24 protein-coding genes are annotated in these 25,682 nt (G+C 68.9%); 8 read left to right on the top strand and 16 right to left on the bottom strand.

All coding sequences use genetic code 11. From position 1 onward, the window contains the following. Positions 1-739: 739 nt before the first annotated feature. The 6 genes from AC07YH_RS24930 to sdhC form a co-directional block, all read right to left on the bottom strand. Positions 740-1,060, bottom strand: a complete 321-nt coding sequence (locus AC07YH_RS24930; protein WP_494749593.1) for a 2Fe-2S iron-sulfur cluster-binding protein — start codon at positions 1,058-1,060, stop codon at positions 740-742. Positions 1,061-1,102: 42 nt separating this feature from the next. Further along, the gene (locus AC07YH_RS24925) at positions 1,103-2,341 is read right to left on the bottom strand and encodes an NAD(P)/FAD-dependent oxidoreductase (protein ID WP_494749592.1); all 1,239 of its coding nucleotides are present in this window, start codon (positions 2,339-2,341) and stop codon (positions 1,103-1,105) included. Between the two features lie 128 nt (positions 2,342-2,469). Then, positions 2,470-3,252 (bottom strand): succinate dehydrogenase iron-sulfur subunit, encoded by a 783-nt coding sequence (locus tag AC07YH_RS24920; RefSeq protein ID WP_494749591.1) that lies wholly within the window; start codon positions 3,250-3,252, stop codon positions 2,470-2,472. Between the two features lie 7 nt (positions 3,253-3,259). Continuing rightward, a complete protein-coding gene (gene sdhA / locus AC07YH_RS24915; protein WP_494749590.1) occupies positions 3,260-5,047 on the bottom strand; it encodes a succinate dehydrogenase flavoprotein subunit in 1,788 nt (595 codons plus the stop codon). Further along, positions 5,047-5,502, bottom strand: coding sequence for a succinate dehydrogenase, hydrophobic membrane anchor protein (gene sdhD, locus AC07YH_RS24910; RefSeq protein ID WP_494749594.1), 456 nt, complete (start codon positions 5,500-5,502; stop codon positions 5,047-5,049). Before sdhD ends, sdhA begins: the two co-directional genes overlap by 1 nt. Then, a complete protein-coding gene (gene sdhC, locus AC07YH_RS24905; protein ID WP_494749589.1) occupies positions 5,469-5,876 on the bottom strand; it encodes a succinate dehydrogenase, cytochrome b556 subunit in 408 nt (135 codons plus the stop codon). The genes sdhD and sdhC overlap by 34 nt, the downstream gene beginning before the upstream one ends. A gap of 183 nt (positions 5,877-6,059) precedes the next feature. Between sdhC and AC07YH_RS24900 the strand changes: the two genes are divergently transcribed. Further along, positions 6,060-7,505 carry an HWE histidine kinase domain-containing protein gene (locus AC07YH_RS24900; RefSeq protein WP_494749588.1) on the top strand — a complete coding sequence of 482 codons (1,446 nt, stop codon included), beginning with the start codon at positions 6,060-6,062 and terminating at the stop codon, positions 7,503-7,505. Here AC07YH_RS24900 and AC07YH_RS24895 read toward each other — a convergent pair. Genes AC07YH_RS24895 through AC07YH_RS24885 form a run of 3 tightly spaced genes read right to left on the bottom strand, consistent with a single transcriptional unit; the run spans position 7,502 to position 9,786 of the window. Beyond that, entirely contained in the window at positions 7,502-8,083 is a 582-nt protein-coding gene (locus tag AC07YH_RS24895; RefSeq protein WP_494749587.1) for a GDP-mannose pyrophosphatase, read from the bottom strand. The two genes, AC07YH_RS24900 and AC07YH_RS24895, sit on opposite strands and share 4 nt — an antisense overlap. An 11-nt stretch (positions 8,084-8,094) precedes the next feature. Next, entirely contained in the window at positions 8,095-9,213 is a 1,119-nt protein-coding gene (zapE, locus tag AC07YH_RS24890; protein WP_494749586.1) for a cell division protein ZapE, read from the bottom strand. Positions 9,214-9,252: 39 nt separating this feature from the next. Continuing rightward, positions 9,253-9,786 (bottom strand): DUF3916 domain-containing protein, encoded by a 534-nt coding sequence (locus AC07YH_RS24885; protein ID WP_494749585.1) that lies wholly within the window; start codon positions 9,784-9,786, stop codon positions 9,253-9,255. Positions 9,787-9,880: 94 nt separating this feature from the next. Here AC07YH_RS24885 and AC07YH_RS24880 point away from each other — a divergent pair, with 94 nt between their 5' ends. The 7 genes from AC07YH_RS24880 to trxA all read left to right on the top strand — a co-directional run bounded on the left by AC07YH_RS24880 (position 9,881) and on the right by trxA (position 19,915). Further along, positions 9,881-10,756 carry a 1-acyl-sn-glycerol-3-phosphate acyltransferase gene (locus AC07YH_RS24880; RefSeq protein ID WP_494749584.1) on the top strand — a complete coding sequence of 292 codons (876 nt, stop codon included), beginning with the start codon at positions 9,881-9,883 and terminating at the stop codon, positions 10,754-10,756. Next, positions 10,753-11,199, top strand: coding sequence for a tRNA (adenosine(37)-N6)-threonylcarbamoyltransferase complex ATPase subunit type 1 TsaE (tsaE, locus tag AC07YH_RS24875; protein ID WP_494749583.1), 447 nt, complete (start codon positions 10,753-10,755; stop codon positions 11,197-11,199). The genes AC07YH_RS24880 and tsaE overlap by 4 nt, the downstream gene beginning before the upstream one ends. Further along, positions 11,189-12,277 (top strand): N-acetylmuramate/N-acetylglucosamine kinase AmgK, encoded by a 1,089-nt coding sequence (amgK, locus tag AC07YH_RS24870; protein WP_494749582.1) that lies wholly within the window; start codon positions 11,189-11,191, stop codon positions 12,275-12,277. The genes tsaE and amgK overlap by 11 nt, the downstream gene beginning before the upstream one ends. Then, on the top strand, positions 12,274-13,008 hold the full coding sequence (gene murU, locus AC07YH_RS24865; protein WP_494749581.1) for an N-acetylmuramate alpha-1-phosphate uridylyltransferase MurU: 735 nt from the start codon (positions 12,274-12,276) through the stop codon (positions 13,006-13,008). Before amgK ends, murU begins: the two co-directional genes overlap by 4 nt. After that, positions 13,005-15,992 carry a double-strand break repair protein AddB gene (gene addB / locus AC07YH_RS24860; RefSeq protein WP_494749580.1) on the top strand — a complete coding sequence of 996 codons (2,988 nt, stop codon included), beginning with the start codon at positions 13,005-13,007 and terminating at the stop codon, positions 15,990-15,992. The genes murU and addB overlap by 4 nt, the downstream gene beginning before the upstream one ends. After that, positions 15,989-19,456 (top strand): double-strand break repair helicase AddA, encoded by a 3,468-nt coding sequence (gene addA, locus AC07YH_RS24855; RefSeq protein WP_494749579.1) that lies wholly within the window; start codon positions 15,989-15,991, stop codon positions 19,454-19,456. Before addB ends, addA begins: the two co-directional genes overlap by 4 nt. 126 nt (positions 19,457-19,582) lie before the next feature. Next, positions 19,583-19,915 carry a thioredoxin gene (gene trxA, locus AC07YH_RS24850; protein WP_494749578.1) on the top strand — a complete coding sequence of 111 codons (333 nt, stop codon included), beginning with the start codon at positions 19,583-19,585 and terminating at the stop codon, positions 19,913-19,915. Between the two features lie 80 nt (positions 19,916-19,995). Here trxA and AC07YH_RS24845 read toward each other — a convergent pair whose 3' ends face one another. The 7 genes from AC07YH_RS24845 to AC07YH_RS24815 form a co-directional block, all read right to left on the bottom strand. Further along, positions 19,996-20,103 (bottom strand): hypothetical protein, encoded by a 108-nt coding sequence (locus tag AC07YH_RS24845; RefSeq protein ID WP_494749577.1) that lies wholly within the window; start codon positions 20,101-20,103, stop codon positions 19,996-19,998. Between the two features lie 114 nt (positions 20,104-20,217). After that, complete coding sequence (locus tag AC07YH_RS24840) at positions 20,218-20,556, bottom strand: hypothetical protein (protein ID WP_494749576.1); 339 nt, start codon at positions 20,554-20,556, stop codon at positions 20,218-20,220. 57 nt (positions 20,557-20,613) lie between these two features. Further along, complete coding sequence (locus AC07YH_RS24835) at positions 20,614-21,927, bottom strand: bifunctional folylpolyglutamate synthase/dihydrofolate synthase (protein ID WP_494749575.1); 1,314 nt, start codon at positions 21,925-21,927, stop codon at positions 20,614-20,616. An 8-nt stretch (positions 21,928-21,935) separates the two neighbouring features. Then, on the bottom strand, positions 21,936-22,862 hold the full coding sequence (locus AC07YH_RS24830; RefSeq protein WP_494749574.1) for an acetyl-CoA carboxylase carboxyltransferase subunit beta: 927 nt from the start codon (positions 22,860-22,862) through the stop codon (positions 21,936-21,938). Between the two features lie 12 nt (positions 22,863-22,874). Next, positions 22,875-23,702 carry a tryptophan synthase subunit alpha gene (gene trpA / locus AC07YH_RS24825; protein ID WP_494749573.1) on the bottom strand — a complete coding sequence of 276 codons (828 nt, stop codon included), beginning with the start codon at positions 23,700-23,702 and terminating at the stop codon, positions 22,875-22,877. Between the two features lie 7 nt (positions 23,703-23,709). Further along, positions 23,710-24,930: a tryptophan synthase subunit beta gene (trpB, locus tag AC07YH_RS24820; protein ID WP_494749572.1), complete on the bottom strand. Its 1,221-nt coding sequence runs from the start codon at positions 24,928-24,930 to the stop codon at positions 23,710-23,712. A 15-nt stretch (positions 24,931-24,945) separates the two neighbouring features. Then, entirely contained in the window at positions 24,946-25,587 is a 642-nt protein-coding gene (locus AC07YH_RS24815; RefSeq protein WP_494749571.1) for a phosphoribosylanthranilate isomerase, read from the bottom strand. Positions 25,588-25,682: the final 95 nt, after the last annotated feature.

The raw sequence follows: 25,682 nt of genomic DNA, 5'->3' as shown, positions 1-25,682 counted from the left end.
GCCCCACCGTTTAGCGCCCGGTGTCGGCGGAGGCGGCTATCTAGCGAACCTCGAATTCCGTGTCAAATCGTTTTTTTTCAAAACTTTCTGACCTCACCACCAACCAACCCGGAGGTCTTCGGCAGAGCCGGCAGCTTCTAAAGAAACCACCAGAACCAGTCAAGCGATCTTTTCAAAGAAAAGAAGAACCAGACTAGAGAGAAACACTTGAAGGCCCCGAAGGAACTTTTCGGTATTTCTCGGAGGGCGCTTCTTAGAGAAGCTTCCCAAGTCAGTCAAGTGATTATTTCGAAGAAACTTCGAAGCGATTACTTGTCTAACCTTGCATCGCGCCGCTGATTTCTTGCGAAGTCTTGGCGGCGATGCATCGGAGCGGCGCTTCTAAAGAGGAGCCACTCCGAAGTCAACCAACTCTTTTCGGCTTTTTCGAACTCCGGAAAACCGGGGAGCGAAGAGACAAAAGAAGGATCCCAGGGCCGCCGTGGCCGCCCTTTGCGGATCCGTCATCGAGTCGATTGGAGCGCGGTTTCTAGCGAAGCGTCTGGACCGATGCAACTCCCTTTCGGGGGCCGCGTCGTCCGGTCGCGATGCCGTTCCGAGCGAGGCGTTGATCTAGTCCCCGTCCCGGCGACTGGCAAGCCCCTCGCGACAATATAACGACGCTCTTTTGACGCCGTGATTAATGCCGCGCTTCGGAGCCCGTCCCCTTGCGGGCGTGGGCGGGCTCCGGCCCTCTATACTAGTGCTGGCTTTCCGGCAGGCGGACGACCAGGCCATCCAGCGCGTCGCTCACCTTGATCTGGCAGGACAGGCGGCTGTTGGGCTCGACGTTCTCGGCGAAGTCCAGCATCGACTCCTCCATGGCCGACTTGTCGCCGGTCTTGGAGAGCCAGGCATCGTCGACATAGACGTGGCAGGTCGCGCAGGCGCACGCGCCGCCGCAGTCGGCGTCGATGCCCGGCACGTTGTTCTTCACGGCGCCTTCCATGACGGTCAGGCCTGGCTTCACGTCGAGAGCGTGTTCCGTGCCGTCGTGTTCGATGTAGGTGATCTTGGCCATCTGTTTCCCGTTACCCCTGGAGGCTTCTCTCTATAGGGCGACCTAAGCCGCCACCTCTTTCATGGACACCGACGGATCGGCGAGCTTGTCGACATTGATCGGCGTGCGCTTGGCGATCAGCTGCTTGCCGGCCATGAACTCGGGCGGCGCATTGACCGCCTCGACGGCCTGCAGCAGGTCGCCCTTCAGATGGAAGACCGCGAACCTGGCGGCGGCGACGTCGCCGCGCACGATCTGGCGATCGGCTTCGAACGGCAGGCCGGCGATCTGCAGCTTCAGATCATACTGGTCGGACCAGAACCACGGCACTTCCGGCGTCGGACCCGCACGGCCGAGAATCGCCGAGGCGGCCTGCTTGGCCTGCTCCAGGGCGTTGGGCACGGATTCGAGACGGAACTGACGCTCATATAAAGGGAGCGGACGATGGGTGACGTCGCCGATCGCGAAGATCGACGGATCGGCCGTCCGCGCTTCCAAGTCGACCACCACGCCATTGGCGGTGTCGAGACCAGCGTCCTTGGCCAGTTCGTCATTGGGAACCGCCCCAACGCCGACCAGGGCGACATCGCACGGCAGCACCTCGCCATCGGCGAACTTCACACCGGTGACATGGCCGTTCTCGCCCTCGAAGCCCGCGACGCCGGCGTTCAGCGCGAACGCGACGCCGTGCTGGCCGTGATAATCCTGGAAGAAGGTCGACAGGGTCTCGCAGGCGACGCGGGCCAGGACCCGGCTTTCGCGCTCGACGATCGTGGCGTGGCTGCCCAGGGCGCGGGCCGAGGCCGCCGCCTCCAGGCCGACATAACCGCCGCCGATCACGGCCAGGCGCTTGTCCGGACCTAGGGCGTGCTTGAGCAACTCGGCGTCGGCCGCGGTGCGCAGGGCCAGGACGCCGGCCAGGTCCGAGCCCGGAATCGGCAGTTCGCGGGCGCGGGCGCCGGTGGCCAGGATGAGGAAGTCGTAGGAAATGGCCTCGCCCGAAGCGAGGGTCACAGTCTTCTCCGAGCGGTTGATCCGCTCGGCCACGCCTTCGAGGCGCAGGGAGACATTGTTCTCGGCGTACCACTCCGCCGGCTTTAGCGAGAGCGAGTCGGCGTCGGCCTCGCCCTTCAGCCAAGCTTTCGACAGCGGCGGGCGCTGATAGGGCAGCAGCGGCTCGTCGCCAATCAGGACGATACGGCCCTCGTGACCGTACTGACGCAGGAACGCCGCGGCCGAGCCGCCGGCATGACCCGCGCCGACGATGACGACGCACGCGTTCTGATTGGCTTCAGCGCTCAACGACGCCCTCCCTTTCGTCAAAAATGACGCCGGCGTCACCTATTGGCAAGCGCCTTGATACAGGCCGCATATAGAACGGGGCGGCTCGTTTCCGAAGCCGCCCCGCGTTTGTCTCTATGAAGCACCCGTCAGACGACGCGCTCGACCATCATCTTCTTGATCTCGGCGATGGCCTTGGCCGGGTTCAGACCCTTCGGGCAGACCTGGGCGCAGTTCATGATCGTGTGGCAACGATACAGCTTGAAGGGATCCTCAAGCGCATCGAGGCGGTCGCCGGTCGCTTCGTCGCGGCTGTCGATCAGCCAGCGATAGGCGTGCAGCAGGGCCGCCGGGCCCAGATACTTGTCGCCGTTCCACCAGTAGCTGGGGCACGAGGTCGAGCAGCAGGCGCACAGGATGCACTCATAGAGGCCGTCGAGCTTGGCGCGGTCGTCCGGCGACTGCTTCCACTCGGTCTGCGGCTCGGGCGTGTCGGTGTGCAGCCAGGGCTCGACCGAAGCGTACTGTGCGTAGAACAGCGTCAGGTCCGGGATCAGGTCCTTGACCACCGGCAGGTGCGGCAGCGGGCTGATCTGGACGGCCTTGCCCGGCACCTCGGCCCAGCCGTGCGTGCAGGCCAGGGTGTTGCGGCCGCCGATGTTCATCGAGCACGAGCCGCAGACGCCTTCCCGGCACGACCGGCGGAAGGCCAGGGTCGGGTCGATGGTGTTCTTGATATAGAGCAGGGCGTCCAGGACCATAGGACCCACGGCGTCCATATCGACGTCGTAGGTGTCCCAACGCGGATTGCCGCCCGCTTCCGGATCGTAGCGGTAGATCTTGAAGGTCTTGACCTTCTTGGCGCCCGCGGCGGCCGGCCAGTGCTTGCCCGACTTGACCTGCGAGTTCTTGGGGAGTGCGAGTTCGACCATCGTACCCTCAGTAGACCCGTTGCTTCGGCGGGATGTAGGCGATGTCGTCGGACATCGTGTAGCTGTGGACCGGGCGGTAATCGATCTTCACCGCGCCGGACTCCATGTCGAGCCAGGCCAGGGTGTGCTTCATCCACTCGGTGTCGTCGCGGCTGGAGAAGTCCTCGCGGGCGTGGGCGCCGCGGCTCTCGGTGCGGTTGGCCGCGCCGTTCACCGTGACCACCGCCTGGCTGATCAGGTTGTCGAACTCCAGGGTCTCCATCAGGTCGGTGTTCCACACCAGACCGCGATCGCTGACCTTGACGTCGGCCTTCTTCTTCCAGACCTCGGCCAGGCGGGCGACGCCGCTGTCCAGGCTTTCGCCGGTGCGGAACACCGCGGCGTCTTCCTGCATGGCCTTCTGCATCTCGAGACGCAGGTCGGCGGTCGGGGTCGCGCCCGAGGCGTTGCGGAACTTGTCGAAGCGGGCGACGTGGGCGTCGGTCCAGGCGTCCTTCAGTTCCGGCTGCTTGGCGCCCGGGGTCAGGACCTCGGCGCAGCGCAGGGCCGCGGCGCGGCCGAAGACCACGAGGTCGATCAGCGAGTTCGAACCCAGGCGGTTGGCGCCGTGCACCGACACGCAGGCGGCTTCGCCCACGGCCATCAGGCCCGGGATCACCTTGTCGGGGTTCTCGCCGTCCTTGGTGACGACTTCGCCGTGATAGTTCGTCGGGATGCCGCCCATGTTGTAGTGGACGGTCGGCAGCACCGGGATCGGGGCCTTGGTCACATCGACGCCGGCGAAGACCTTGGCGGTCTCCGAGATGCCCGGCAGGCGCTCGTGCAGGATCTTCGGATCCAGGTGATCCAGGTGCAGGAAGATGTGGTCCTTGTTCGGGCCCACGCCGCGACCTTCGCGGATCTCGATGGTCATCGCGCGGCTGACCATGTCGCGGGGCGCCAGGTCCTTCACCGACGGGGCGTAGCGCTCCATGAAGCGCTCACCTTCCGAATTGGTCAGGTAGCCGCCTTCGCCGCGCGCGCCTTCGGTGATCAGGCAGCCGGCGCCGTAGATGCCGGTGGGGTGGAACTGCACGAATTCCATGTCCTGCAGCGGCAGGCCGGCGCGCAGCGCCATGGCGTTGCCATCGCCCGTGCAGGTGTGGGCCGAGGTGGCCGAGAAGTAGGCGCGGCCGTAACCGCCCGTGGCCAGGATCACCGTCTGGGCCTGGAAGCGGTGCAGGGTGCCGTCGTCCAGCTTCCACGCCGTCACGCCACGGCAGACGCCGTCGTCCATGATCAGGTCGAGGGCGAAGTACTCGATGAAGAACTCGGTGTCGTGGGCCAGCGACTGGCCGTACATCGTGTGCAGCATGGCGTGACCGGTGCGGTCGGCCGCCGCGCAGGTGCGCTGGATCGGGCCTTCGCCGTAGTTCTTGGTCATGCCGCCGAAGGCGCGCTGATAGATCTTGCCGTCCGAGGTGCGCGAGAAGGGCACGCCCCAGTGCTCGAGCTCATAGACCGCCGCCGGGGCGTTGCGGGTCAGATACTCGATGGCGTCCTGGTCGCCCAGCCAGTCCGAACCCTTGACGGTGTCGAACATATGCCAGCGCCAGTCGTCCTGGCCCATATTGCCCAGCGAGGCCGAGATGCCGCCCTGCGCCGCGACCGTGTGGCTGCGGGTGGGGAACACCTTGGTGATGCACGCGGTCTTGAGGCCGGCCTGCGCCGCGCCCAGGGCGGCGCGGAGACCCGAGCCGCCGGCGCCGACGACGACGACGTCGAACTTGTGGTCGATGAACTTGTAGGCCGACATCAATGGGCTCCGGTCACGGTCAGGGCCACCTTCAGGATCGAGAAGATCCCGACGGCGCCGGCCAGCACGCAGACGAACAGGTTGCCGATCACCAGCGCCGACTTGCTGGTGAAACCATAGATGTAGTCCTCGATCACCACCTGCATGGCGTTCGACAGGTGGACCAGGGCCGAGAACAACAGCAGGCCCAGCAGCACTGCGTTCAGCGGCTGGCTGAGCCAGGCGGCGACCGTATGCTGGTCGGCGCCGATCATCTTCAGGGCGGCGAACACGCCCCAGACGCTCAGCGGCGCCAGGGCCAGACCCGAGACGCGCTCGGTGATGAAGTGCGACACGCCATGGCGCGAGGCGCCCAGGCCACGCGCCCGCGACAGCGGGGTGCGGAACTGGATGGGCTGGAACAGGTCCTTGTTGCTGCTCATCAGAACGCTCCGTTCGCGCCGGCGATGACCCAGGTGACGATCGTCGCCACGACCGCGAAGGCGATCGCCATGGCGCCGGTCATGTCGGCGATGCGCGGGGCGAAGCCCTTGCCAGTGTCCCAGAAGGTCTGGCGGATCGTGTAGGCGATGTTGAAGAACACGGCGAAGGTCTCGCCCAGCAGCACCAGCTTGCCGATCGGCGAGCCCAGGATGCTCAGGAAGCCGGCATAAACGTCCGGACCCGCGGCGACCGCCGCGGCCCAGGCGGCCAGGATCACCGCGCCGACCCACAGACCGACGATGCAGCCGCGGTGGAGGATCGAGCAGGCCATGGTGATATGCCAACGCCACACTTGAAGGTGCGGCGACATCGGGCGCTCGGGCAGCCCCCGGCTCGTGTCGGTCATGGGAGGTCCAACCTCAGTAGCCTTTGTGCGTTGCGGGATGCTTTTAAGCGCGAGGGCGGGGGTGTCAATTAAACGGGGCCGTGTTGAGAAACGTTCTCAGTCCCGCTCCGGGTAGGTTAAGGAACCCCTAAGGCGAAGGTTGCGTTACGATCGGTCGTTTCAGGGGGAAATGCGTCCGGGGCCATGAAGAGTCCGATCGATTTCAGAGCGGTGTTCGATCGGATATCGACCCCGTACATGATGATGGACCACGACCTGGTCATCGTCGAAATGAACCAGGCCTATCTCGACGCGACGGGTCGCCCTCGCGAGGAGATGCTGGGCCGCTACGTGTTCGACGCCTTCCCCTCGGAGGGCCAGAGCCGCCGGCTGCTGGAAGAGTCGCTGGAGCGCACGCGCGACACCGGCGAGACCGACGTCATCGCCGTGCTGCACTACGCCATCCCCCGCTCCGAGAGTGTCGGCGGCGGCTTCGAGGATCGCTACTGGAGCTGCACCCACACCTGGATTCCCGGCGCGGACGGCGGCGGCTTCATCCTGCAGAACACCCAGGACATCACCGACCTACGCCGACTGAAGGACGAGGCTTTCCGCCCCGAGGCCCCGCCGACCACCGCCATGTTGGGCGATTCCGTCCTGCGCCGGGTCGAGACCCTGCAGTCGCAGAGCGTGCAGATCCGCCGCCTGTTCATGCGCGCGCCCAGCTTCGTGGCGATCCTCAAGGGCCCCGACTACGTCTTCGACTTCGCCAACGAGAGCTATCTGCGCCTGATCGGCCGCCGGGACATTGTCGGCAAGCCGCTGGAGGCGGCGCTGCCGGAGATCCGCGAGCAAGGCTTCATCCAGCTACTGGACGACGTGCGCCGCACCGGCGAGCCGTTCATCGGCCGCGATGTGCCGGTCATGCTGGCCCGCAAGCCGGGCGAGGCGCTGGAGGAGCGCTTCCTCGACTTCCTCTATCAGCCGATCATCGAGGAGGACGGCTCGGTCTCCGGCGTCTTCGTCGAGGGCGCGGACATGACCGACCGGGTCCTGGCCAACCAGCGTCAGCGGCTGCTGCTGGACGAGCTGAACCACCGCGTGAAGAACACCCTGGCCACCGTCCAGGCCATCGCCCAGCAGACCCTGCGCGGCTCGACCACGCCGGAAATGTTCGCCGCCGCCTTCGAGTCGCGACTGCTGGCGCTGTCCCACACCCACAACGCCCTGACCGACAGCCAATGGGCTGGCGCGGGCCTGCGCCAGATCCTCACCCAGGAACTGGGCCCCTACGGCCCCGAGCGCATCCGCCTGGACGGGCCGGACGTCCACCTGCCCGCCCGCGTGGCCCTGTCGCTGGGCATGGTGTTCCATGAACTGGCCACCAACGCCGCCAAGTACGGGGCGCTGTCGACCGGCGCCGGCCGACTGCTGCTCGACTGGACCCTGCCCGGCGGCGGCGATCTGCTGCGGTTCGAATGGCGCGAGACCGACGGCCCGCCGGCGCGGCGGCCAGAGCGGCGGGGCTTCGGCTCTCGCCTGATCGAGCGCAGCATCACCGGCGAACTGCGCGGGACGATCACGGCCGACTATGGCGAGGCAGGCTTGGTCGTGCGGTTCGACGTGCCGCTGGCGCGGGATTTCGACTAGCGGAACACCGTCAAAGCCAGGTGCTGCAGCAGCATGATGGTCTTGGCGTCGCGGATGCGCCCATCCGCCACCATGGCCAGGGCTTCGTCGATCGAGGCCTCCAGCACCTCGATGTCCTCGCCCTCGTCGGGATGGCCGCCGCCCTCGCCGATCCGCATGGCCGCGTCGTACTCGGCGACGAAGAAGTGCAGGATCTCGGTCACCGAGCCGGGACTCATGAAGGCCTCGAACACCTTGCGGACCTCGCCCAGGCGATAGCCCAGCTCTTCCTCGACCTCGGCGCGAATACGCACCTCCGGCTCGGCGTCGTCCAGCAGGCCGGCGGCCGCCTCGATCAGCAGGTCGTCATAACCGTTGACGAAGGCCGGATAGCGGAACTGCTTGACCAGCAGCACCGTGCGGTTCTCGAGATTGTAAGGCAACAGCGCCGCCCCGTTGCCCCGGTCGTAGTGCTCGCGCGATTGCGTCTGCCAGGTCCCGTCCCGGCGCTTCCAGTCGAAGCGCGTCGTCTTCAGGACGTACCAGTTGTCGGAGAGCAGCTTGGTCTCCTGGACGCGGACCCGATCCTTCACCGACATCTTGCTCTCCTCTAGTCCCGGACCCGCGCCACATAGTCGGCCGAGCGCATCTCCTGCAGACGCGAGACCGTGCGCTCGAACTCGAAGGCGCCGTCGCCCTCGGGATACAGCGCCTCCGGCTCGGCGTCGGCCAGGGCCACCAGCTTGGCGTCGGCCTCGTACAGCGCATCGATCAGGGTGTTGAACCGCTTGGCGGCGTCGCGCCGCTCGGGCGTCAGGCGCGGAATGTCTTCCAGGAAGATGGTGTGGAAGCGCTCGGCGATGGCCAGGTAGTCCTGCGGGCCCAGGGCCTGCTGGCACAGGCTGGCGAACGACGAGCGCAACATCCCGCCGGCGGCGCGCGGCAGGCGCATCTTGCGGCCCAGCACCTCCAGCGTGGCGCCGGTCTCGGACGTCCCATCCAGCATGTCGCCCCACAGCCGCTCGAACTCGGCCTGATTGGCCTTGTCGTTCGGGGCCAGCCAGGTGCGGGCCGCCCGCAGGCGATCCAGGCGGAAATCGACCGGACCCCGGATGGCGACCACGTCCATCGCCTCTTTCAGCATGGCGATGAATGGCGTGAAGAGCTGGCGGTTGAGACCGTCCTTGTAGAGGTCATCCGGCGGCCGGTTCGAGGTCGCCACCAGGGTGACGCCCCGCGCGAACAGCGCCTCGAACAGCCGCCCCAGGATCATGGCGTCGGCGATGTCGGTGACCTGCAGCTCGTCGAAGCACAGCAGGCGGGCGCTCGTGGCGATCAGCTCGGCGGTCGGGACGATCGGGTCGTCCCCCTTGTGCTGGCCGAAACGCGCCTTGCGCGCCGCCGCGTCGCCCTTTCGCCAGGCGTCGATGTCGGCGTGGACCTCGGCCATGAAGGCGTGGAAGTGGATGCGGCGCTTCTTGCTGATCGGCGCGCTGTCGAAGAACAGGTCCATCAGCATGGACTTGCCCCGCCCGACCGGTCCCCAGAGGTACACCCCGCGCTGGCTCTTGGGCTTGCGGCCGAACAGCGAGAAGCCGGGCTCGCCGGCGTTGTCGAGATCGGCCTCCAGCCGCGACAGCGCCTCGACGGCGGCGGCCTGGGCCACGTCGGGCCGGATCTCGCCCTGGGCCAGGCGCTCGCGATAGGCGGTGCGAAGAGAAGTCGGCATCGAGGAGTGCGGTTAGCGCGTGGAGGCCCTGAAGGAAAGTCAGACTTCGCCGATCATCCAGACCTGGCCGGTCTGGACCCAGGTCGGACCCATGTCCGGATCGCGCCGGACATAGTCGAAGCCGATCTCGCCAAAGCCCTTGCCGAGCTTCAGATCCCACCGCGTCGCCAGGCTGTCGGACGCGGGCGTCCAGATATCCGCGTCGCTGCGCCGATCAACGAATTGCGCGCGATAGGCCTCGTCGAAGAAGATGCAGATCTCGCTGCCGAACATGTCCGGCAGGCTAAAGATCGCGACCACCTTGGCGTGGCCCAGTCCAGCCGGCCGGCGCAGGGCCAGGCGATGGGCGGTGTCGACCAGCACCTGCGCGACGATCCTCTGCACCGCCTCGCGCGCGCCGTCGCCCTCGATGGGATGGCGTAGTAGCGCGAGCTTCCAGTTCCAGTAGCCGCGTCCCTCGTAGGGTCGCCAGTCGTAGTCGGCGACCAGCCGATCGGCGCGACGACGCAAGGCGCGCATCCGACGCACGATGTCGTAGCGCGGCCGGGCGACCATCCCCTCGAAAGTCCTCAAGCCGTTCTCCTTCTCGAGCCAAGACCATAGGACCCGAGCCCGGGGATTCGAAACCACCGCTGACAGGTTCGCCGACGCGGCCTAAGCTCCCGTCATGGTTCATGTTCCGGCCATCGGGGCGGTCGGCGCGCGCAAGACGCCAGAGCCCCACATCATCGACACCCTGATCGCCGAGCGCGCGCCGCGCCTGACGGGGTCGCCGATCTGGCCGCTGGTGCGGCTGGTCGTCTATCGGATGCTGGACTACCGCAAGGCGCGGCGGATGGCGGAGACCATCTGCCAGCTGGGCGGCCGCGTGGCGTTGGACCACGTCGCGGGCCTTCTGGCCCTGAAGGTCGAGGTGGCGGGGCTGGAGAACCTGCCCGCCACGGGCCGCTGCATCCTCGTTTCCAACCATCCGACCGGCATCGGCGACGGCGTCGCCGTGTACGACGCCATCAAGGCCCGTCGGCCGGACGTCGTTTTCTACGCCAACGCCGACGCCCACCGGGTGTGCCGCCGCTTCGACGAAGTACTGATCCCGGTGGAATGGGTCGAGGAGAAGCGCAGTCGCGAGCGGATGCGGGTGACCCTGTCGATGACCCGCGACGCGATGGAGGCCGAGCGCGCCCTGATGATCTTCCCGGCCGGGCGCCTCGCCATGGAAGACAAGACCGGCGTTCTGACCGACCCGCCCTGGATGGCCTCGGCCGTCTCGATCGCCCGCAAGTACGGCGCGTCGATCGTCCCGATTCACCTGACCGGTCCCCGCTCGAACCTGTTCCACTTCTTCGACAAGCGCTGGAAGGAGATGCGCGACATCACCCTCTTCCACGAGCTCTTGAACAAGAAGGGCCGGCGCTTCTCGCTGATCATCGGGGCGCCGATCGATCCCGAAGCCTTGCCCGGCGACGCGACAGAAGCCACGGAGACGCTGAAGCGCTATGTGGAGCGCGTTCTGCCGATCGATCCGACGAGCCGCCCGACGTGACCACTGTATTCCTCGCCGACGAGGCCGCGACCCAGGCGCTGGGCCGCAAGCTGGCCGCCTCCCTGCGCCCTGGCGACGCCCTGTGCCTGACCGGTCCGCTGGGGGCCGGCAAGTCGACCCTGGCCCGCGCCCTGATCCGCGCCCTGACGACCCCGGACGAGGAGGTGCCCAGCCCGACCTTCACCCTGGTGCAGTTCTACGAGACGGCGGCCTTCCCCCTCGCCCACTTCGACCTCTACCGGCTGTCGGACCCCGACGAAGCCTATGAGATCGGCCTGGACGAGGCTCTGGACGGCGGCGTCGCCCTGATCGAATGGCCCCAGCGGCTCGAAGGACGTTTGCCGTCGACTCGGCTCGATATAGACATCGCCCTGGATGGCGACGCGCGGCGCGCCGTCATCGTGGCGCATGGCGGTTTCGAAGGACGTGATCTTGAGTTCTGAGCGCGAGACGGCGAAGGCCGCGTTCCTGGAAGCCAACGGCTTCGGCGATGCGCGCCGCGAGAGCCTGGGCGGCGACGCCTCGACGCGGGCCTATGAGCGGCTGCATCGAGACGGCGAGAGCTTCATCTTCATGGACCAGCCGCCGGCGCTGGAGAGCGTCGTCTGCCCGCCGGGCGCGACGGACGCCGAGCGCCTGGCCCTGGGCTACAACGCCGCCGCCCGGTTGGCGGCCGGTTCGGTCGGCGCCTTCGTGGCGACGGCGGACTATCTGCGTCAACGCGGCCTCTCGGCCCCACGCATCTTCGCCTATGACGTGGCCCAAGGCCTGGCGGTGCTGGAAGACCTGGGCGACGGCCTCTACGCCACCCTGATCGCCGAGGGCCAGGACGAGCGCCCGCTGTACGAGGCCGCTGTAGATCTCCAAGTGGCTTTGCACGCCGAGACCCCGCCGGACGTGCTGGCCGTCGACGACGTTCGCTGGCCGCTGCTGACCTACGATACTCTCGCTTTGAAGCACGCCACCGACACCTTCCTGGAATGGTGGCCGCAGTTCGCCGGCATTCCCGCCTTCTCCCCCGAGGCCGTCACCGCGTGGAACGCGCTGTGGGCGCCCGTCTGGGTGCGCGGCGAGGCCGGGGCCAGCGTCTTCACCCATCGCGACTACCACGCCCAGAACCTGCTTTGGCTGCCGGCCCGCGACGGCGTCGCCCGCGTCGGCCTGCTGGACTTCCAGGACGCCCTGCGCGCCCACCCGGCCTGGGACCTGACCCACCTGCTGCAGGACGCCCGCCGCGACGTGTCGCCCGAGCTGGAGGCGGCCATGCTGGACCGCTACCTGGCCGCCCGACCGAGCGTCGAGCGCGAGGCCTTCATCGCCGACTACCGGGCGCTCGCCGCCTCGAACGCGGCCCGCATCCTGGGCCGGGTCTTCGCCCGCCAGGCCCTGCTGGGTCGCCGCCAGTACGAGGCCTTCATGCCGCGCACCTGGCGCTATCTGGAGCGGAACCTCTCCGACCCGGCGATGACCGGCCTCAAGGCCTGGTTCGACCAGTACGTTCCCGCCGAGGCCCGCCGATGAGCGCTCCCAAGATCGCCATGGTGCTGGCCGCGGGTCTCGGCACCCGCATGCGGCCCCTGACCAACGACCGGCCCAAGGCCCTGGTCGAGGTGCACGGCAAGGCGCTGATCGACCACATGCTGGACCGCCTGGCCGCCGCCGGCGTCGAGACCGCCGTGGTCAATGTCCACTATTTCGCCGATCTGGTCGAAGCCCACCTGAAGGCCCGCGAGGCCAAGGGTCTCGGCCCCAAGATCGTCATCTCCGACGAACGCCCCCAGGCCCTGGAAACCGGCGGCGGCGTCAAGCACGCCCTGCCGCTGCTGGGCGAGGGCCCCGTGTTCGTGGCCAATATCGACTCCGTCTGGATCGAGCACGGCGGCGCGGCCATCGACGCCGTGGCCGCCGCCTGGAATCCGGAAGCGATGGACGTCTGCCTGATGCTGGCCTCGACCGCCGGCTCGCTGGGCTTCCACGACACCGGCGACGTGTTCCTCGACGATGGACCCCATGGGGGCGTCGTGCGCTTCAAGGACCCCGGCGAGACCGCGCCGCTGGTCTATGTCGGCGTCCACATCTGCAAGCCGGCGATCACCGCCGACGGACCGGAGGGGCCGTTCTCGCTGCTGCCGCTGTGGAAGCGGCTGGCCGCCGACCACCGCGTCCACGGCGTCGCCCCTGACGGGCTCTGGATGCATGTCGGCGACCCAGACGCCAAGCTGGCCGCCGAAGCGAAACTTTCAGAGGGATGACCGGATCGGCCCCCTTCTTCGAACGCGAGGGGCCGCGCTGGTTTTCGATCCCCGCCCACCGCCCGTTCGTCGACGACCTGGCGCGCGGCCTGCTGAATGCCCTGGAGCCGCTGGGTCCCGAGGCCCTGCCCCACGCCACCGTCCTGACCCCGACCCGCCGCGGCGCGCGCGCTTTGGCCGACGCCTTCCTGGCGGTCGGCGGCGGACGAGCGCTGCTGCTGCCGCAGATCCGGCCGCTGGGCGACCTCGACGAGGGCGAGCCGCCGTTCGAGCCGGGCGACCTGGCGCTGGACTTGCCGCCAGCCATCTCATCGCGTCGTCGTCGATTCGAGCTGGCGCGGCTGGTCGTCGATCACGGCGACAAGCTGTCGTTCAAGCCCGGCCCGGTCCAGGCGCTGGAACTGGCCAAGGCCCTGTCGGACTTCCTCGACAGCTGCCAGATCGAGGAGGTTCCGTTCGCCGATCGGCTGGACGGCCTGGCCGAGGGCGACCTGGCTCAGCATTGGCAGGTCTCGGCCAAATTCCTGAAGGGCGTGCTGACCGCCTGGCCCAAACGACTGGACGCCCTCGGCCTGATCGACGTCTCCGAGCGCCGGGTGAAGCTGCTGCGCGCCCTGGAGACGCAGTGGGCCGAGAACCCGCCGACCGAGGTGCTGGTCGCCGCCGGCTCGACCGGCACCGCGCCCGCCACCGCCGACCTGCTGCGCGTCGTGGCCGCCGCGCCGAAGGGCGCCGTGGTCCTGCCCGGCCTGGACGAAGATTTGGCCGACAGCGCCTGGACCCAGATCGAGGGCTCCCAGGGCGAACAGCATCCGCAAGGCGCGATGAAGCGCCTGCTGGATCGCGCCGGGGTCGCCCGCTCGGACGTCCGCGCCTGGGTCCCCGATGTCGACAGCCGGGGCCGCTGGCGTCGCCGGATCGTCAACGAGGCCCTGCGCCCGGCCGAGGCCACCGCCGACTGGCTCGCCCAGATCGCCGCCCTGCGCGCCGAGGCCCCCGACCTCGACCCTGTCGCCGAGGGCCTGACCGGCTTCTCGGTCATCGCCGCCCGCGCCGAGGAGGAGGCCGCCGGAGCCTGCGCCTTGCTGTTGCGCGAGGCCTTGGAAGACCCGGAGCGCACCGCCGCGCTCGTCACGCCCGACCAGACCCTGGCCCGCCGAGTGATGACCCGCCTGCAGCGTTGGGGCGTCATCCCCGACAGCTCGGCCGGCGCGCCTCTAGCCGCCGCCGGCTCGGCGATCCTCGCTTTGCACCTGGCGCGGCTGGTCGAGGATCCGCTCAATCCCGTCCGCCTGCTAGCCTTCGCCAAGCATCCTCTGGTGCTGGCCGAGGACGAAGCGCCGGCCGCCGCGATACTGGAGCGCAAGGGCCTGCGCGGCGCCGCCCCGGGCTCGAAAGACGTCCTGCGCGCCAGACTGAAGGACGCGCCCGAGGCCCTGGCCCTGATCGACCGCGTCCTGGCCGCCATCGACCACGCCGCCGCGCCCTATGTCGACAACTTCGCTCCGCCCTGCCGCGCCGCCCAGGCCCTGGTCGAGGCGCTGGAAAACCTGATCCCGGTCAACCGCCTGTGGGCCGGCGGCGCGGGCGAGAGCCTGGGCGGGCTGATGGCGGCGCTGATCCAGGACGGCGAGCCCCTGCCCGACGCCTCGCCCCAGGCCTTCGCCGACATCCTGGACCGGCTGGTCAACGAGGAGACCGTCCGGGTCGGCGGCGCCACCCATCCGCGCCTGCGCATCCTGGGCGCCATCGAGGCCCGCCTGGTCCGCGCCGACCGCCTGGTGCTGGCAGGCCTGGAGGAAGGCGTCTGGCCGCAGGGCGCGCCGATCGATCCGTTCCTGTCACGGCCGATGCGCCAGCGCCTGGGCCTGCCTCCGCCGGAGCGCAAGATCGGCCTGACCGCCCACGACTTCGCCCAGGCCGCCAGCGCCCCGGACGTCGTGCTGGTCCACTGCGAGCGACGCGGCGGCGCGCCGGCCGTCGAGTCGCGCTGGCTGTGGCGCCTGAAGACCCTGGCCGCCGGCGCGGGCCTCGCCCTGCCCCGCCGCGACGACGTGCTGGACTGGGTCCGCGCCCTCGACGCCCCCGATCCCTATGCTCCGATCGGCCGCCCGGCCCCGACACCGCCGGTCGAGGACCGCCCGCGCAAGATGGCCGTCACGCGGGTCGAGGCCCTGACCCGCGACCCCTACGCCGTCTGGGCCCGCGACATTCTCAAGCTCTATCCGCTGGAACGCCCCGACGAGCCGGTCGAGGCGCGCGCCCGTGGCACCGCCATCCACGCCGCCTTCGAGAAGTTCGCCGAGACCTATCCCGACGCCGTGCCGCTAGAAGCCGCCGGCGTGTTCGAGGCCTTCTATATCGAGGCCCTGGTCTCGGCCGGCATGCCGCCCACGGCCCTGACCCGCGAAAAGGCCCTGGCCCGCGAGGCCGCCCTGTGGGTCGCCGACTGGGAGCGCTCGCGCCGGACCACGGCCCGCAAGGTGATCGTTGAGGCCGCCGGCGAGCTCCAGCTCTCCATCAACGGCCGTCCCTTCACCCTGACCGCCAAGGCCGACCGCCTGGAGCCGACCGCCGACGGGACCGCCCACATCCTCGACTACAAGACCGGCGCCGCGCCGTCGCAAAAGCAGGTCGACACCGGCTTCTCGCCGCAGCTGACCCTGACGGCGGCCATCCTGATGCACGGCGGCTTTCCCGACCTTGGCAAGCCGACGCCCGGCGACCTGACCTATGTCCGCGTCACCGGCCGCAGGCCGGCTGGCGAGGAGCAGGTCCGCGCCCTGGCCGGCGAGGAGAGCAGCGCCGCCGCCAACAAGGCCCTGGAAGGCCTCTCGACCCTGATCGCCCGCTATGACGATCCGGACGAGCCCTATCGCTCGCGGGTGGCGCCGCAGTTCGTGAAAGAGCACCCCGGCGACTACGCCCACCTGGCCCGCGTGTTCGAGTGGTCGACCAGCGGCGATGACGGGGACGGCGAATGAGCGCTTACGACCCCCAGCGCGTCGCCGCCGATCCGACCATCTCGGCGTTCGTCACCGCCAATGCCGGCTCGGGCAAGACCAAGACCCTGATCGACCGGGTCGCGCGGCTGCTGCTGGCCGGGGTCGAGCCGCAGGCCATCCTGTGCGTGACCTATACCAAGGCCGCCGCCGCCGAGATGCAGCGCCGCCTGTTCGAGCGCCTGGGCAAATGGTCGGTGACCAGCGACGCCGACCTGCGGGTCGAACTGGTCAAGCTCGTCGGTGAAGCCGAAGCCATCTACGACGCCAAGGGCCTGTCCAACGCCCGCGCCCTGTTCGCCAAGGCGCTGGAGACGCCGGGCGGCCTGAAGATCCAGACCATCCACGCCTTCTGCGAGAAACTGCTGCGGCGCTTCCCGCTGGAGGCCGGGGTGTCGCCCGGCTTCACGGTGATGGACGACCAGGCCGGCGCCGCCATCGCCCGCGCCGCCCGTCGGGCGACGGCCCAGTGGGTCGATACGCACAAGGACGCCTACGCCGAGGCCTATGCTCGGTTCTCGGTGGCGCTGGATTTCCAGAGCTTCGAAAACATGTTCGCCGGGTTCGAGGCGCGGCGCGGCCAGCTCATGGCCTATGTCGAGCGCTGCGGCGGCCTGTCGGAAGCCGTCGCCGACGCCTGGGCGCGCTGCGGCTTCGAGGCGCCGACCTCTGCCGCTGATCTCGCCGCCGACGCCATGGCCCGGCTCGACCTCGGCGCCTGGCGCGCGGCGGCCACGGTGCTGTTCGACGGCGGCGGCAAGGCGGACGCCAAATATGCCGAGGCCCTGGCCGCCGTGGTCCGCGATCCGGACGCCACGCTGGATCTCGCCCTGCGCGCTCTCTTCACCGAAGGCGGCGAAGGCACGCCGGCGACCTGGCCCGGCAAGACCTCGGGCCTGAAGAGCCGCGAGGACCTGCGCGAAGCCCTGGTGCTGGACCAGGCCAAGCTGGAGGCCGCCCGCGAACGGGTCCGCGCCGCCAAGGTCGCCGAGGACACCGAGGGCGCCCTGCGGCTGGCGGTGCTGTACGTGACCTCGCACCGGATCGAGAAGGACGCCCGAGGCGCGCTCGACTTCACCGACCTGATCGACAAGACCCGCGTGCTGCTGACGCAGAAGGTCGAGGCCGCCTGGGTGCTCTACAAGCTGGACGGCGGCATCGACCACATCCTGCTGGACGAGGCTCAGGACACCGCCCCCGAGCAGTGGGAGATCCTCAGCGCCCTGACCGCCGACTTCTTCGTCGGCGAGACCTCGGAGGGCTGGAGCGGCCGGCGAGCCGAGCGGACCCTGTTCGTGGTCGGCGACGAGAAGCAGTCGATCTATTCGTTCCAGGGCGCCGATCCGCAGCGGCTGCTGGTCGAAACACAGGGCTACATCACCCGCATCGAGGCGGTCGGCGCGGTCGGCAAGGGCGTGCCGCTGACGGTGTCGTACCGCTCGACCCGCGAGGTGTTGAGCTTCGTCGACGCCCTGTTCTCCGATCCCGACACCCGTGAGGGCGTGCCGCCGCCGGTGGGCCAGGACCTGGTTCGCCACGAGCTGTTCCGTCACGGCCATCCCGGCTGCGTCGACCTCTGGCCCCTGACCCGCGAGCTGCCCGGCGAGGAGCGCGAGGCCTGGGAGAAACCGCTCGACGCCGAGGGCGAGCGCAGCGCCAATCGCCGCCTGGCCGAGGCCATCGCCGCCGAGACCGCCGCGATTCTCAGCCGAGGCGACGCCGTCTTCGACAAGGAAATCGGCCGCCACCGCGCCGCCCATGCCGGCGACATCCTGGTGCTGGTCCGTCGCCGCAAGGTGCTGTTCGAGGAGATCATCCGAGCCCTGAAGCGGCGCGGCGTGCCGGTGGCGGGGGCCGACCGGCTGTCGCTGTCCAGCCACATCGCCTTCGAGGACCTGCTGGCCCTGGGCCGGTTCATCCTGTTCCCGGACGATGATCTAACCCTGGCGGCGCTGCTGAAGTCGCCGTTCTGCGGCCTGACCGACGAGGACATCTACGCCCTGGCCAAGGGCCGCCGCGCCACGCTGTGGGCCGAACTGCGTCGCCGGGCCGAGGAACAGCCCGCGTGGACCACGGCGCGGACGGTGCTGGACTGGGCGCTGACCGAAGGCCGCAAGCGCCAGCCTTTCGAGTTCTACGCCGGCTGGCTGGGCCTGACCGACGCCGCCGGCCGCTCGCACCGCGCCAAGGTGCTGACCCGCCTGGGGGCTGAGGCTGAAGAGGCGCTCGACGAATTCCTGGCCCAGGTCATGGAGGCCGAGCAGCGCGGCGTCCGCGATCTCGAGGCCTTGGTCGCCGACTTCGCGGCGCTGGACATCGTGGTCAAGCGCGAGATGGAAGGCGCCCGGCGCGAAGTACGGGTGATGACCGCCCACGGCTCCAAGGGCCTGGAGGCGCCGATCGTCTTCCTGCCCGAGACCACGGTGAAGCGCGGGGCCGGCGGCTCGCCGCTGCTGGTCACCGAGGACGGCGGCCTGCTGTGGGCCACCAGCGGCAAGGGCGACTGCGACGCCTCGGCCAAGGCCCGACGCTTACGCGAAGACAAGGAGAGCCAGGAGGCCCTGCGCCTGCTGTACGTCGCGCTGACCCGGGCCAGGGACCGGCTGATCCTGTGCGGTCGCATCGACGCCCGCACCAAGGATGACAAGGTCGGCGGCTGGTACGCCGCCGCCCGCGCCGCCTTCGCCCACGCCGACATCACGCCGGAAGTGCGGACGATCGGCGACGAGGAGACCGGCTTCCTGCGCTACGGCCCCGATCCGGTCGCCGCGCCCCGTGTCGAGGAGGATGTTCGCGCCTCGGCGACCGCGCCGGCCTGGATCAAGGCGACCGCCCCGCCCGAGCCCGCCGCCGCCCGCTATGCCGCCCCGTCGAGGATCGAGGACAACGCCCGCGTTCCCGCCCCCTCGCCACTGGCCCGCGTCTCGGGCCTGGGCCGCTATCGCCGGGGCGAGATCGTCCACAAGCTGCTGCAGCTCTTGCCCGACGTCGCGCCAGACCAGCGGGCGAACGCGGCCCGCCGCCTGCTGCTCGGCGAACGCGACCTAACCGATGAGCAGCGCGAGGAGATGGCCGCCGCCGCATTCGGCGTGTTGGACGATGCGCGCTTTTCCGCCGTGTTCGGTCCCGGCTCCCGCGCCGAAGTCGCCCTGGCCGGGACGAGCGTCCATCTGCCGAAAGGCCTTGCGGTGTCGGGCCGCGTGGACCGGCTGGTGGTCGATGAAGGCCGGGTGCTGGTCGTCGACTACAAGACCAATCGCCCCTCTCCGGACCAGATCGAGGACGCCGATCCGGCCTATCTGGCGCAGATGGCGGTCTATGCCGCCGTGCTGCGCGAGGTGTTCCCCGGCCGCGCCGTCGAAGCGGCGCTGGTGTGGACGGACGGCCCCAAACTGATGCCGGTTCCAGAAAAGGTGATGGCCCAGGCGCTGGCCCGGCTGACCTGATCCCGTTGCCGGACGGCCAATGTCGCCCTACATCTTTGTCCAAGCAGCCGGAACGATTCCGGATTTTGATCTTTTTCGCGTCCTCCGCGCCGACCTCGGCAGCGCGACGCCAGACTGGAGCAAGCCATGAGCACTGTTGTGGTGACCGACGCCTCTTTCGAATCCGACGTCCTGAAGGCCAGCAAGCCCGTGCTGGTCGACTTCTGGGCCGAGTGGTGCGGTCCGTGTAAGCAGATCGCCCCGGCCCTGGAGCAGATCTCGGAAGAGCTGGCCGACGTCGTCACCGTCGCCAAGGTCAATATCGAGGACAGCCCGACGACCCCGTCGCGCTACGGCGTCCGCGGCATCCCGACCATGATGCTGTTCCGCGATGGCCAGATGACCTCGATGAAGGTCGGCGCCATGCCCAAGCAGAAGATCCTGGAATGGCTGAACGAAGCCGGCGTCCAACCGGCCTAAGTCGCCTCTGCAGGTGAATTGAAGACGCCCGCTCCGGTCATCCGGGGCGGGCGTTTTGCGTTCGAGCCCCCCTTGGGGCGTCACTTCTTTCCCGTGATGATGAACGGGGAAACCGAAACCGGCGGGGCCTTCTTCTCGGCCTTCGGTTTGCGGACTTCCTTGTTGGACTTCTTCTGACCCTTGGCCATCGGCGGTTCCTGCCAGGGCGGGTGCGCTCGCCGAGGGTGTCCGGCGGGCCGCGCCGCCCTATCGGCGTGGGACCAGCCTTACGCTCCGCCGGGGCGCAGCGCCATGGCCGACCGTCAGACGCCGGTCTGGTAGCCCAGGGCGGTCAACTGCTGCTTGAAGATCAGGAACCCCGCCAAACCGGCCACGGCGACGATGACCATCAATACCCAGCCCGCTGGCGTCAGGGTCTTGCGTTCGGCGTCGCGATAGGGCCAGCGGTCGCCGCCGATTAGGAAGAACAGGCCGAACACGAACAGCACCGGCACGAGGACGAAGATCTTCAGCGACAGGCTGACCTGCGGCGCGTGGTGCTGTGCGGCCTCCAGCGGCTTGAGGATGAAGAACCATCCCATCACCGCGCCCAGAGCCAAGGCGGCCGCGCCGCCCAGGCGATGAAGAACAGACGTCGGCATATGGCGGCTCCCCACGGTCACGCTCAGCTAGAGCGAGAAACGCGACCTTAGGTTCCCTCAGCTCGGCCAGGTTTCAGGGCTGAGGGCCAGCACCTCGCCGGCCAGGTAGAGCGAGCCGCAGATCAGCACGTGCGGCACGGGATCCATAGCCAGGGCCTTGCCGAGCGCGTCCTCGACGCTGTCGCAGGCCGAGGCCCGCAGGCCGGCCAGTTCGGCGGCGGCGGCGGTGTCGGCGGCGGTTGCGGCGGCGTGGCCTTCGAAGGTGACGGTGAAGACCTTGGTCGCCACGCCCCGGAAGGCGCCGAAGAAGCCGGTGGCGTCCTTGTTGGCCAAGAGGCCCGAGATCAGCGCCACCGGCCGGCCGTCGCGGGCGGCCAGGTCGGCGACGGCGCGGGAGACGGCGCGGCCAGCGTGCGGATTGTGCCCCCCGTCCAGCCAGAGGTCAGCCCCGGCCGCCTTGGCGCGATCGGCCAGAGGGCCGGCGGTCAGGCGCTGGAAGCGGGCGGGCCAGACCGTGGCGGCGATGCCGCGCCCCATGGCGGCCTCGTCGATTCGCGGATCGGCCAGGGTCAGCAGCGCCGCGACCGCCAGGCCCGCATTGGCGAACTGATGGTCGCCCGGCAGGGACGGCGCGGGCAGGTCCAGCAGGCGATCCTGCATCTGCACCAGCAGCCGGCCGCCCTCGTTCCAGGCGTCGAAGTCGCGGCCCATCAGGGTCAGCGGCACGCCGGCCCGTTCGGCGGCGGCCTCGATCACGGTCTCGGCCTCCTCCTGCTGGCGCGCCGAGACGGCCGGAGCGCCGCGCTTGATGATGCCGGCCTTCTCGACCGCGATCTTGCCCAGGGTGTCGCCGAGGAATTCGCGGTGATCGATGTCGACCGGGGCGATGACGCTGACCTTAGGCGTCACGACATTGGTGGCGTCCAGGATTCCGCCCAGCCCGACCTCGACGATGCACAGATCGGCCGGGACCTCGGCGAAGGCGACGAAGGCGGCGGCCGTGGTGATCTCGAAGAAGGTGATCGGCAGGCCGGCATTGGCCTGCTCGACGCGGTCCAGCACGTCGGCCAGATGGTCGTCGGTGATCAAGGTACCCGCCAGGCGGATGCGCTCGACGAAGCGGACCAGGTGCGGCGAGGTGAAGACGTGGACCGAAAGGCCCGCCGCCTCGGCCATCGCCCGCAGATAGGCGACGGTCGAGCCCTTGCCATTGGTGCCCGCCACGTGGATCACCGGCGGCAGGCGGTCTTGCGGATCACCCAAGGCGGCGCACAGCCGCCGCATCCGGTCCAGCGACAGGTCGATCAGCTTGGGATGCAGCGCCTGGAGCCGCGCGAGAGCGGCGTCATGGGCGCGAAGGTGATCGCTCAAGAGGAAGCTCAGGCGGCTTTGCGCTTGCGGCCCATCATCAGGGTGCCCAGCACCGAGCCCAGCACCTCGGGAAGTTCCTTGCGGTGCGTGACGCGGTCGACCATGCCCTTTTCCACGAGATATTCCGAGCGCTGGAAGCCCGGCGGCAGGGTTTCGCGGATGGTCTGCTCGATGACGCGCGGGCCGGCGAAGCCGATCAGGGCGCCCGGCTCGGCCAGGTGGATGTCGCCGAGCATGGCGTAGGAGGCGGTGACGCCGCCGGTGGTCGGGTCGGTGAGGACCACGACGTAAGGCAGGGCCGCGTCCTTCAACTCGTTGATGGCCAGCGTGGTGCGGGCCATCTGCATCAGCGACAGCGCGCCTTCCTGCATGCGGGCGCCGCCGGCGGCGGTGAAGGCGATCAGCGGCACTTCACGGGCCACGGCGGCCTGGGCGGCGGCGATGAAGCCCTCGCCCGCGGCCATGCCCAGCGAACCGCCCATGAAGGCGAAATCCTGGACCAGCACCACGGCGTCGACGCCGGCGACCTTGCCGTAGCCGATGGCCATGGCGTCCGGCTCGCCGGTGGCCTTGCGGGCCGCGACCAGGCGATCCTTGTAGGGCTTGCCGTCCGAGAACTTCAGCGGGTCTTCCGGCACGGCCGGGGTCGGCAGGGCCTCGTACTGGCCGTCGTCGAAGGTAAACTTGAAGCGAGCTTCCGGCCCGATCCGCATATGACGACCGGCCGGCGTGACCCACAGGGCCGCCTCCAGGTCGGCGCGGAAGATCATCTCGCCCGTGTCCGGGCACTTGATCCAGAGGTTTTCCGGCGTCTCGCGCTTGGCGAACGCGCCGCGCACGCCCGGTGCGATCCGCGACAGCCAGCCGCCGCCACGGCGATCGGTAGCCACTTTCTTGTCGCCCTTTTTCGGGTCCTGGGGTTCAGCCATAGCCATAGCCTTAGAGCCTCACTTCGTCCCGACTCGCGCCGAACGCACAGCCTTAGCCAGCTCCGACGCCTTGAGAAGAACCTTCTCGGTCACGTTTTCGTTCAACTTGGCCGCCGACTCAATTTCGTCGACCAGGGCCGAGCCCACCACGGCCGCGTCGGCCACGCGGGCCACCTCGGCGGCGCGCTCGGGCGTACGGATGCCGAAACCGACGGCGACCGGCAGGCCCGAGGCCTTGCGGATGCGCTCGACGGCCGGAGCCACCGCATCGGCGTCAGCCTCTTTCACGCCGGTCACGCCGGCGACCGAGACGTAATAGACGAAGCCCGAGGTGCGGCGGATCACGGCCGGCAGGCGCTTGTCGTCCGTCGTCGGCGAGGCCAGGCGGATCAGCGACAGGCCTTCGGCTTCCAGCGCATCCGACAGCGGATCGGCCTCTTCCGGCGGGCAGTCGACGACGATCAGGCCGTCGACGCCGGCGTCGTTGGCCTGCTTGGCGAAGGTTTCGAAGCCACGGTTCACCAGCGGGTTCAGATAGCCCATCAAGATGATCGGCGTGTCCTGGTCGCCTTCGCGGAAGGCGCGGACGATGTCCAGCGTGCCGTTCAGCGTCATCTTCTGGGCCAGGGCGCGCTGGCTGGCGCGCTGGATGGTCGGCCCCTCGGCCATCGGGTCCGAGAACGGGAAACCCAGTTCGATCAGGTCGGCGCCGGCGGCCGGCAGGCCCTTGACGATCTCGAGCGCGGTCGCCGCGTCCGGATCGCCAGCCATGACATAGGCCACGAAAGCGGCGCGGCCCTCGGCCTTCAGCGCCGCGAAGCGACGGTCGATGCGGTCCTTGGTCATGCGGCCTCTAGATCGTCCGCCCGAGCGCGTCGGCGACGGTGAAGATGTCCTTGTCGCCTCGGCCCGACAGGCAGAGCACGATCACGCCGCCCTCGCCGATCTCCTTGGCCAGCTGCGGCAGCTTGGCCAGGGCGTGGGCGCTTTCCAGGGCGGGGATGATGCCCTCGAGCTCGGCGCACAGCTGGAAGGCTTGCAGCGCCTCGTCGTCGGTGCAGGTCAGGTACTGGGCCCGGCCGATGTCGTGCAGGAACGAGTGCTCCGGACCGATGCCCGGATAGTCCAGGCCCGCCGAGATCGAGTGGGCGTCCTGGATCTGGCCGTCCTCGTCCTGCAGCAGGTAGGTCTTGTTGCCGTGCAGCACGCCCGGGCGGCCGCCGGTCAGCGACGCGGCGTGCTTGTCGGTCTCCAGGCCGTGGCCCGAAGCCTCGACGCCGTAGATCTTGACGCTTTCGTCGGCCAGGAACGGGTGGAACATGCCGATGGCGTTGCTACCACCGCCCACGCAGGCGACGACGGCGTCGGGCAGGCGGCCTTCCAGTTCCTGGATCTGGTCGCGGGTCTCGGACCCGATCACCGCCTGGAAATCGCGGACCATGGCCGGATAGGGGTGCGGACCGGCCGCGGTGCCGATCATGTAATAGGTGTCTTCGACGTTGGTGACCCAGTCCCGCATCGCTTCGTTCATGGCGTCCTTGAGGGTCGCCGCCCCCGAGGTCACTGGTCGCACTTCGGCGCCCAGCAGGTTCATGCGGAAGACGTTGGGCTTTTGCCGGGCCACGTCGACGGCGCCCATATAGACCACGCAGGGCAGGCCGAACCGGGCCGTGACGGTGGCCGAGGCCACGCCGTGCTGGCCCGCGCCGGTCTCGGCGATGATCCGCGTCTTGCCCATGCGCTGGGCCAGCAGGATCTGGCCCATGCAGTTGTTGATCTTGTGCGCGCCGGTGTGGTTCAGCTCCTCGCGCTTGAAATAGATCTTCGCGCCGCCGAGGTGCTTGCTGAGCCGTTCGGCGAAATAGAGCGGTGACGGGCGGCCGACATAGTGCGTCAGGTAGCCCTTCAGCTCCTTCTGGAAGCTCGGATCGTTCTTGGCTTCCGTGTAGGCGCGGTCCAGCTCCAGCACGAGCGGCATCAGCGTCTCGGCCACATAGAGGCCGCCGTAGTCGCCGAAGCGGCCCTTGGCGTCCGGATAGGCGGACCAATCGTTAGGCTTTTGGGGGGCGTTCAAAGGCTCATCCAACAGCTACGCGCGTTTGACGGCGTCGAGAAACGCCGTGATCAGAGCGGGGTCCTTTAGGCCCGGACCGCGCTCCACGCCAGAGGAAACGTCCACGATGGAGGTTCCGGAGGTCTTGATGGCCTGCGCCACGTTCCACGGATCCAGCCCTCCGGCCAGGAAATGCGGGCGAGAAAACCGCCTCCCCTCCAGCAGTCCCCAGTCGAACCGTGCGCCCGTGCCGCCGGGCAGGGTGGAACCTTCCACCGGCTTGGCGTCGAACATCAGGTGTTCGACGACGGTGTCGAAGGCGTTCGCCTGGTCGACATCGGCGGCGCTGGAGACCGAGAAGGCCTTGATGACGCCGACGTCGGCCCGGGCGGCGATCTCGCGGACCCGCGAGGGCGTCTCCTTGCCGTGCACCTGGATCAGGTCGGGGCGCATGGTCGCCATCAGACGGTCGATCAGGGCGTCGTCGGGATCGACCGTGACGGCGACCGTCTTCACGCCGCGACCTCGGACAGGCTCGATCAGCCGCGCCGCCGTCTCGGGCGCGACATTGCGCGGGCTCTTCTCGAAGAAGACGAAGCCCAGGAACGCCGCCCCGCCATCGAAGGCGGCTTTCACCGTCTCGGGCGTCGACAATCCGCAGATCTTGGCCGTGGTCATGGTCCGGGGGAGTTACGTGCGGGGAAGGAAAGAGGCAAGCCCAGGGATTCTGAAGACCGCACCAGCCCCCTCCACCGGCTCCGCCGGTCCCCCTC

Source organism: Caulobacter sp. GW456-12-1-14-TSB4, from assembly GCF_059424195.1.
Note: the sequence above shows the minus strand (reverse complement) of the source record. Positions and strands in the feature narration are given on the sequence as shown.